Source organism: Bacillus pfraonensis (genome assembly GCF_050768835.1).
Classification (GTDB): Bacteria; Bacillota; Bacilli; order Bacillales; family Bacillaceae_G; genus Bacillus_A; species Bacillus_A pfraonensis.
Genome location: NZ_JAHCDO010000007.1, coordinates 135,983 through 143,862, shown reverse-complemented (window position 1 = coordinate 143,862; position 7,880 = coordinate 135,983). Strand labels below are relative to the sequence as shown.

The window sequence follows — 7,880 nt, the reverse complement described above, 5'->3', positions numbered from 1 at the left end:
GTACTAAGCCTGAAACGACAGATAAATATACTGCTAAAAAGATATCATCAAACATAATGATCCCTAATATTAGCTCTGTTTCTTTATTACCTGTTCTTCTTAAATCAACAATTACTTTCGCTACAATTGCACTTGATGAGATTGTAATAATCCCGGCAATAATTAATGTTTCTAACAGAGGAAAATCCATTACATATCCATAAAATAAACCTAATGTGAAATTAAGTGATATGTGAATCGTGCCTCCAATGGCGATTGATTTTCCTGATTTAATTAACTTTTTCATTGAGAATTCTAACCCTAAATAAAACAGGAGGAATATGACACCAATACGGCCTAGGAAAGCAATTACTTCTCCACTTTCAATGAACCTTAAGTCTATCATTCCTAAATCCGGGGCATGTGGTCCCACTAACATACCGAGGATAATGAGAAACGGAATAATCGAAAACTTTAGTCTTGTAGCAAGGATGGCCGCAAATGCCACTAATACTAACGCAGTTCCAACTTCAAAAATTAAAGTATCCATCGACTACGAATCACCTCCTGCTGAAAGCACTTCCTTAATAATTCTTTTAATTTCGTGCCTTTCCCCTGATAATACCAACATATCACCAGCATCAATAATAGAATCTGGGCCTGGATTAAAAAATTTCTTCATATTCTTCTTCAAAATAGCAATGACAGTTACGTTATACGTTTTTCTAATAGCTAAACTACCGATTGTTTGCTGAACCGCTGGCGCATGATTCTCCACTTTAAACCACTCAATCGATAATCCTTCAAACGCCATTTCAATCGTATCTAAAGCTTGCGGCCTGTATACCATTCCGCCTAAAATGGCTGCAATTTGCCTTGCTTCAGAGTCACGAAGAGAAATGCTTGAAATACTTTCTTCATGATCAGTATCAAAATGATACATTTCTCTTCGCCCATCATCGTGAATAACGATAACCATTTTTTCATTACCTTTTGTTATGACTTCAAATTTACATCCGATACCTGGAAGTTCGCTTTCTCTAATATTCATATTCATGCCTCCTAAAATTTTTTAGTTAAGGCTCTTCCCATTTACAAATCTACATCAATTTCTGTTTTGAACTTTTCATCTTTCGAGATCCCTAAATACTTTAATGTTTCTGATGGAGTTGCGTGATGAAAATGTTTTTGAAGAAGCGCAATCGCTATTCCTCTTTTATACGCATGAAATCCAAATGTTTTTCGCATTGAGTTCGTTCCGATCTTACCAGGAATTCCAATTGCTTCTGCCGCACGATGAATAACACGGTAAGCTTGTTGGCGCGTAATCGGATTTTTTGTTTTATTAGATTGAAATACGTAGTTCTCTCTTTCTATAACAGAAGATTGTACGTAATCCAAAAGCGCTTCTTTTACTTTTGTATTTAAATAAATATCTTGTTTAAATTTTTCATCTTTCACAGGAAGAGAGTAAAAATCTTTAACAGTTCCATCTTCATTTATTACATCTTCAAATTTCATGTTTAGTAGCTCTGTAATCTTTAATCCAGTATTAATTCCAATAACAAATAAAAGGTAATCTCGCTCTGAATGCTCTTTTAAATGTTTTTTCATAGCCTGAATTTGATTTATATCTGTTAACGCCTCTACACATTCCATACATGTATTCTCCTCATCTTATGATCGGTAAATTTTCTAATTATCTTGTTCATTTTACCTTATCATGCTAGAAGATTTCCATGCATTATCCATTTATAATTCCTTCATTTAATCTGTTATTGAAATTTCCAAAGCTAAACAACTGGAGCAATATACTTTAATACCCCAAAACATTCCGGATATTTATAATTTGGCAATTTACTATTATAAAAATAATGGGGGATAAGGATGAAAATAGTAAAACATCTTTTGATCTTAGCATTAAACCTATTATTTCAAGTCAAGATTCATCTTCTTCATGCAAGTAGAATTCCTCCTTTCATCTCTCTAATTTTTCATTTTTCACCTTCTTACACCTTAACTTTATGTTACTTAATTATATAATATACTATAATTAAGTAACATAACAAGGTTTTTTTATTACTTTTCTGAAAACAAATTCATTTTCCATTGGAAACAAAAAATACCGAGCACCCTCTGCTCGGTATTTTCTAATTCTTAGTCCTCTTTTGGAAGAACAATTCCTTTATACAATTGAACTGTAATGAAGTAGTAAATCGCATAAATGACTACGAAAATCACAATTGGCAGCCAAATACGGAAGTACGGATCAATTAAAATAAATCCAAAGATGTTCATACCAACTAATACGTGTACAATCCCGACAATCGCTGGGAATAAGAACACTAAGAATAACTCTTTATAAATTGATTTCGTTAATAATTCACGACGCACACCGATTTTACGAAGCATTTGGTAACGCGTAATATCACTTGATGCACCAGATAGAATTTTAAACATTAAACAACTTGCCATCATCGCTAAGAAAGCAATTCCGAGGAAGAAGCCCATGAATACTGTTCCGCTAGCAATGCTATAAAATCCAGTATACATTACATTTTTACTTTGTAAGCTTTCTTCTTTTACATTTTTATATTTATCTAGTTGCAAATCGTCAAGTTTTTTCCATTCTTTTGTATATGCTACAAAATCATCTGTTTTTCCAAGGAATACAATACCTTCTTTCCCTTGCACACTGTCATACATCTTTTTATCTACAATTTTAATCGTACGATCAGGATGTACATAGAAATGTTCAATTGTATGGAACGCTTCGCTCCATTCTTCTGGCATTTCTTTTGCATTAGGATCTTTTTCATTTCTATCTGAAACAGCTCCTACTGGAAGCTCTTCAGAAACCTTTTTAAACTTCGCAACATCTTTTAGTCCATTAGCATTTTTCTTATCAGGTATATCTCTTACTAAAGGACGATTTTTCTCTAAATCTTCTTTTAAATAGTAAATAAATTTATCGTCTACTTTATAGCGGTATTCACTTTTCTCTTTAAATGGAATATCATCTAAAATCTTCTTTTCTTCAGCTGTTGGATTATGAACCACTGAATCATATACTTCTAAAAGATCAACAGTCTTCATTACATTATTTTTGAATGCCATACCGCCAGAAATCGCTCCAGCACCAAGTGCAATTAACATCGCTACTGTTGCTAGTACTTTTGTTAAACTATTAATACGGAAGTTTAGCTGTGCAAATGTAAAGGCATTAAGTCCTTTTTCAGTACGCTTTTTATTACTTTTTAACTTCTTAATGAAAAGTGGTAGGAACGTTCCAAATAACATGTAAGTTCCTGATGTTACTGTAATTAATGCAATCACGATTCCCATTTCTCTTAACTTATCCATATAAATCATAGAAACGTAACCGATTGCTAATAAAATAATACCAATGACAGCAAAGAAAACGGTCTTGGCACCTTTCACAGAAACACGGTCTGTTTTTGAATCTGCATGTACAAGTTGCAGAACTGTAATACGTGATAACTTAATACTATTCATAATTGCTGATAGTACAAATAGTGCAAGGAAGAAAATACAAGTAACAATTGTAGATGGAACATAAAACGCATGGTATCCAGGAGCTGCAAAATCAAGTTGCTGCATTAGTAATTTACCAATTCCTTGTGCAAGCCCTACACCAACTGCAATCCCGACTACAAGAGATGCCACCCCTAATACAATTGTTTCGATAAACATAAGTAGTGTAACTTTATGTTTCTTTGCTCCTAACATCATATACATACCGAACTCTTTTTGACGAAGTGACAATAAGAAAGAGTTCGCATATAAAATGTAGAAGAATGTAATAATTGCTAGTAAGAATGAACCAGCTTGGAATACAAATCCAATTGACTTAATAACAGCATTCGCTTCAAGAAACGCTTTATTCAGCGCTAACGTTTGAAACATATAAAAAATTGAAATAGACATAACAAGACCAACAAGTAAGACGATATAGTCTTTCAGCTTACTTTTTAGTCCTGACATAGAAAGCTTAAATAACATGCCTGAACCTCCTTTCTTACGCTTTTTGTGTACCTAAGTCTGCAAGCACATCTAAAATTTCTTTATAGAACGCTTCACGCGTACCACCGCGGTGAATCTCTTTATATAGCTCACCATCTTGAATGAATAAAATACGCTCACAGTAACTTGCACTATATGGATCGTGCGTTACCATCATAATCGATACGCCTTGTTCTTCATTTAAGTTTGTCATCGCATCTAAAAGGCTTGTTGCATTTTTAGAATCAAGCGCTCCTGTTGGCTCGTCTCCTAAAATAATCGCTGGCTCATGTACAAGCGCACGCGCCGCTGCTGAACGTTGTTTTTGTCCACCAGATACTTCAGATGGGTACTTTTGAAGAATTGCTGAAATCCCTAGCATTTCTGCTACCTTTTCTACTTTTGGACCAATCTTTCTTGAAGGAACACCTTGAAGGGAAAGTGGCAACGCAATATTTTCATAAATTGATAGATTTTCGAGTAAGTTAAAGTCTTGGAAGATGAATCCTAATTTTTGAGAGCGGAAATCTGAAAGCTCACCTTGCTTCATCTTTGTAATATCCGTACCGGCGATTTCAACAACGCCGCCCGTTGCTTTATCCAATGTTGAAATAACATTTAGTAATGTTGTTTTACCAGAACCAGATGGCCCCATGATTCCAACAAATTCACCCTCTTGAATGGAGAATGATACACCTTTTAAGGCATGTGATTGGCTCTCACCTTTTTTACCGTACACTTTTTGGACGTTCTTTACGTCTACAACTGGTTTGTTCATCGTTATCCTCCTACGTTTGTTTTTCCGTTTCCTATTTTGCGCCTTTTCTAGGATATCTGCTATTGGTTAACATTACATTTACCTTACATTTTTGTAATATAAAAAAGCTGAGCTTATATCAGCTCAGCTTTTCATCGCATTACCCTTTTAAAACAAACTCATTTCCTTCATTATCTTTAAAGATAGAGAATGTACCCCAAGGCATTTCGTTTGGCTCTTGCGTAAATTCTACACCGTTATTCTTCATTGTTTCATACGTTTCTGTAATATTTTCTGTTACAAATACGATAGATGCCTTTAACTCATTTGCATTTGGCATCATTGTTTTGGGGTAAATGACTAAGTGAGAACGTGTCCCTTTTGGTCCTACTTCAATCCAGCTCGCATTTGGTCCCATCGGATCGTTACGATATACTTCAAATCCAGCTTTCTCTGTCCAAAATTCAAGTGCTTTTTGTTGATCATCTACATAAACTGCTACTGTACCGATATGTGCAATCATTATTTATTCCTCCAAATCTGTTCTAGGGCTTTAGTATAATATATTTACTCCTCACTTTCTTGTAAAAAAGCGACATCTTTACCGTCTCGTTTTATTTGCTTTATCCAAGTATGATACTCTTTCGGTGACATTCCTAAATAGTTTCGGAAATCCTTTGTAAAATGAGAATAATCGTAGTAACCGAATTTATACATAATTTCTTGCATACTCATATGGGGCGCAAAAATCATACAAGTTCTCGCTGCATCAAACCGCAAAATTGTGCTTAATTTCTTGGGTGACACGCCTATATGTTGTCGAAAGAACCTTTCCATCTGCCTTTCAGATATATAAAATTCCTCTGCCATACTCTTTATATGTATGTTTCCCTTTTTACTCTTTAACTTACTGACCATTGGAATCATGATTTCATTTTGAATCCCCGTTAATCTCTTAACTAAAAACTTTTCTAATATAGAAAGCGCCTCTTCTTTGTTTGCACCATATATCATTTCTTCCAGTAATTTCGCTTCGTATCCGATAAGAGTTTCCAGTGGAACCATTTGATTCGTAAGTTCCTTCATTGTTTCTCTAAAGAAAGATGCAAATCCCCATGGTTGAAAACGAACTCCCATTAAGCTAACATGTCCATCTGAAATAAGATCCATATATTTTGTTAACGGACCTATTACGAAACTATGTGGCATTTGGCGATTTTTATTGTAGTATCTTGAACCGTAATGAAAAAGTAACTCTACATTTCCATCTGGCCATACAATTTCTTTCTCATCTTGATGATACGTCCGCTCTAATGTCCAAAAACACTTTACATAATGAGCCAATATGCCTGTTGGTTTGATTTCTTGATACTTCATGTTCTACTCCTTAATCGGTGTATATACCCATAGTATGGCTTTCATTCCTTCTAAGGCTACTTCATAATATAACAAAAAACTGCTTCCTTTCTGAAGCAGTTTTCTTCTTATTTCTTTAACGGCGTAACCGTCCAATACGTAACCACACGCCAAATCCATTCAAATGGACCCATCTTAAAGAATTTCATCCAGATAATACTGAAAACAATTTGAATTGCATAAATTACGATACATACATATAAAGTCTGTACATATGTTAAATTTCCTGTGAAGTTAAACATACTACCCGCGATTAAAATCATTGCAGTTTGTCCAACATAATTTGTTAGTGCCATACGTCCGTAGTATTTTAGTGGTACTAATAATGTTTGAACTAATTTTGTTTGTAATAATAAAATTAATAATCCAACATAGAATGCCGAAACAATTGGTCCAACCATTACACCAATAGTCATAAACATATTTGCTTGTTCCATGTTTGGATCATCCACGCCACCTAAAATAACATTATCAAACGGCAAAGCAGGTACTTGTTGATACTGATACCATAAACCAATTGCACTTAGAATAAACATAATGGCTGTAAACACAGCAACTTGTGTTGTTTTCTCTCGAATATTTTCAAATACTCGATATTGTCCAGCTGCAAGTCCCAATAAAATAAGCGGAATTGGTAACAGCGTCTTACCGCCAAAAATACCAATAACAATTGTTAAAATAAGACCGATCACTAAATTGATTCGTTTGTTTACTTTATAAAACGGTAAAGTAATTAATCCACAAACCGCATAAATTGCTAAAGCTTCCCCTGGCTGAAACATTTGATGAATTACACCAAAAACAAATAATGCCACTAACCTACGTAAAAACAGAACATATCCATTTTTCCCTTTCGCAATGGCTCTTGTAATAAAGATATAGAACCCGACTCCAAATAAGAATGAGAAGATAGAGAAGAAACGTCCCTCTACAAATAAGTATAAAAATCTTTGATAGCTTGCATCAATCGTACCCGGATCTGGTGTTTTAATATTAAGTAGTGCAAGAATATTTACTAAAATAATCCCCAGTAATGCAAAGCCACGAATGTAGTCTAATTCGTCAATTCGTTTGTTTGTAATATTTTTTCCCATGCTACAACTCCTTATGCTAATTTTAATCCTCCTTTACTCTACTGGAAAAGTAAGACTCCACCTATCGCCTAACCTTACAGAAATCTTACACTTTTGTAAGATGACAAAATAAAACCAGGTCATATTGCGACCTGGCTTACTCTGATTGTTTCGATCTTTGTGGTTGTCCCTTTTTACGGTTACGCTGTTTTGCTTGTACGACTGGATCGAGCTCATTTGAAAACTCGGCGTTATGTCCATTTTGCGTTTTTTGCTCTGGATTGTTTTGATCTGAACGCTTTGCCATTTTCATTCCCTCCTTATTAGTGCGGCGTAATAATCATTTGATGCTGCAGTTGACGAACTGCCATACGCGCACGGTTTAACTGCTCACGCTGTTCATCATTCGCATGTTCTTGCATAACTTGTAAATCGTTATACGCTTGTTCTAATTGTAACTGAGCATCGGAATACTCCATTGTGTTGTAATGCTCTTGTCTACTTCCGATATCTAATTGCTTTTTTGCATATTCGATCGCTTGCTCTGCTTGCGTAATATATTCTTCAAGTGATTGACGCTCTGCCATTATGTTAGCCTCCTTACCTTTAATTCCCCTTTAGTGTGTCCCTTC

General features: G+C 34.8%; 10 protein-coding genes. All 10 read right to left on the bottom strand.

What is annotated here, in order from left to right; genetic code table 11:
• Positions 1-529 (bottom strand): cation:proton antiporter (locus KFD70_RS08840; RefSeq protein ID WP_431613131.1); only part of this gene is annotated, 529 nt, incomplete at its 3' end.
• Between the two features lie 3 nt (positions 530-532).
• Complete coding sequence (locus KFD70_RS08835) at positions 533-1,030, bottom strand: cation:proton antiporter regulatory subunit (protein ID WP_336450482.1); 498 nt, start codon at positions 1,028-1,030, stop codon at positions 533-535.
• Between the two features lie 41 nt (positions 1,031-1,071).
• Positions 1,072-1,638, bottom strand: coding sequence for a tyrosine-type recombinase/integrase (locus KFD70_RS08830; RefSeq protein ID WP_336450483.1), 567 nt, complete (start codon positions 1,636-1,638; stop codon positions 1,072-1,074).
• 498 nt (positions 1,639-2,136) lie between these two features.
• Entirely contained in the window at positions 2,137-4,002 is a 1,866-nt protein-coding gene (locus KFD70_RS08825) for an FtsX-like permease family protein (RefSeq protein ID WP_336450484.1), read from the bottom strand.
• A 16-nt stretch (positions 4,003-4,018) separates the two neighbouring features.
• Positions 4,019-4,780 (bottom strand): ABC transporter ATP-binding protein, encoded by a 762-nt coding sequence (locus KFD70_RS08820; protein WP_336450485.1) that lies wholly within the window; start codon positions 4,778-4,780, stop codon positions 4,019-4,021.
• Between the two features lie 139 nt (positions 4,781-4,919).
• Entirely contained in the window at positions 4,920-5,282 is a 363-nt protein-coding gene (locus KFD70_RS08815; protein WP_336450486.1) for a VOC family protein, read from the bottom strand.
• A 44-nt stretch (positions 5,283-5,326) separates the two neighbouring features.
• On the bottom strand, positions 5,327-6,136 hold the full coding sequence (locus tag KFD70_RS08810) for an AraC family transcriptional regulator (protein WP_336450487.1): 810 nt from the start codon (positions 6,134-6,136) through the stop codon (positions 5,327-5,329).
• Between the two features lie 107 nt (positions 6,137-6,243).
• The gene (locus KFD70_RS08805; protein ID WP_336450488.1) at positions 6,244-7,269 is read right to left on the bottom strand and encodes a DUF418 domain-containing protein; all 1,026 of its coding nucleotides are present in this window, start codon (positions 7,267-7,269) and stop codon (positions 6,244-6,246) included.
• 136 nt (positions 7,270-7,405) lie between these two features.
• Positions 7,406-7,555: a glycogen biosynthesis protein GlgD gene (locus tag KFD70_RS08800; RefSeq protein WP_241815049.1), complete on the bottom strand. Its 150-nt coding sequence runs from the start codon at positions 7,553-7,555 to the stop codon at positions 7,406-7,408.
• 16 nt (positions 7,556-7,571) lie between these two features.
• Complete coding sequence (locus KFD70_RS08795) at positions 7,572-7,835, bottom strand: YtzC family protein (RefSeq protein ID WP_336450489.1); 264 nt, start codon at positions 7,833-7,835, stop codon at positions 7,572-7,574.
• Positions 7,836-7,880 lie beyond the last annotated feature (45 nt).

What these genes read in the sequence shown, in the direction of transcription:
- KFD70_RS08835 (WP_336450482.1), bottom strand. Translation starts at nt 1,030, where the DNA reads ATGAATATTAGAGAAAGCGAACTTCCAGGTATCGGATGTAAATTTGAA.
- KFD70_RS08830 (WP_336450483.1), bottom strand. Translation starts at nt 1,638, where the DNA reads ATGGAATGTGTAGAGGCGTTAACAGATATAAATCAAATTCAGGCTATG.
- KFD70_RS08825 (WP_336450484.1), bottom strand. Translation starts at nt 4,002, where the DNA reads ATGTTATTTAAGCTTTCTATGTCAGGACTAAAAAGTAAGCTGAAAGAC.
- KFD70_RS08820 (WP_336450485.1), bottom strand. Translation starts at nt 4,780, where the DNA reads ATGAACAAACCAGTTGTAGACGTAAAGAACGTCCAAAAAGTGTACGGT.
- KFD70_RS08815 (WP_336450486.1), bottom strand. Translation starts at nt 5,282, where the DNA reads ATGATTGCACATATCGGTACAGTAGCAGTTTATGTAGATGATCAACAA.
- KFD70_RS08810 (WP_336450487.1), bottom strand. Translation starts at nt 6,136, where the DNA reads ATGAAGTATCAAGAAATCAAACCAACAGGCATATTGGCTCATTATGTA.
- KFD70_RS08805 (WP_336450488.1), bottom strand. Translation starts at nt 7,269, where the DNA reads ATGGGAAAAAATATTACAAACAAACGAATTGACGAATTAGACTACATT.
- KFD70_RS08800 (WP_241815049.1), bottom strand. Translation starts at nt 7,555, where the DNA reads ATGGCAAAGCGTTCAGATCAAAACAATCCAGAGCAAAAAACGCAAAAT.
- KFD70_RS08795 (WP_336450489.1), bottom strand. Translation starts at nt 7,835, where the DNA reads ATGGCAGAGCGTCAATCACTTGAAGAATATATTACGCAAGCAGAGCAA.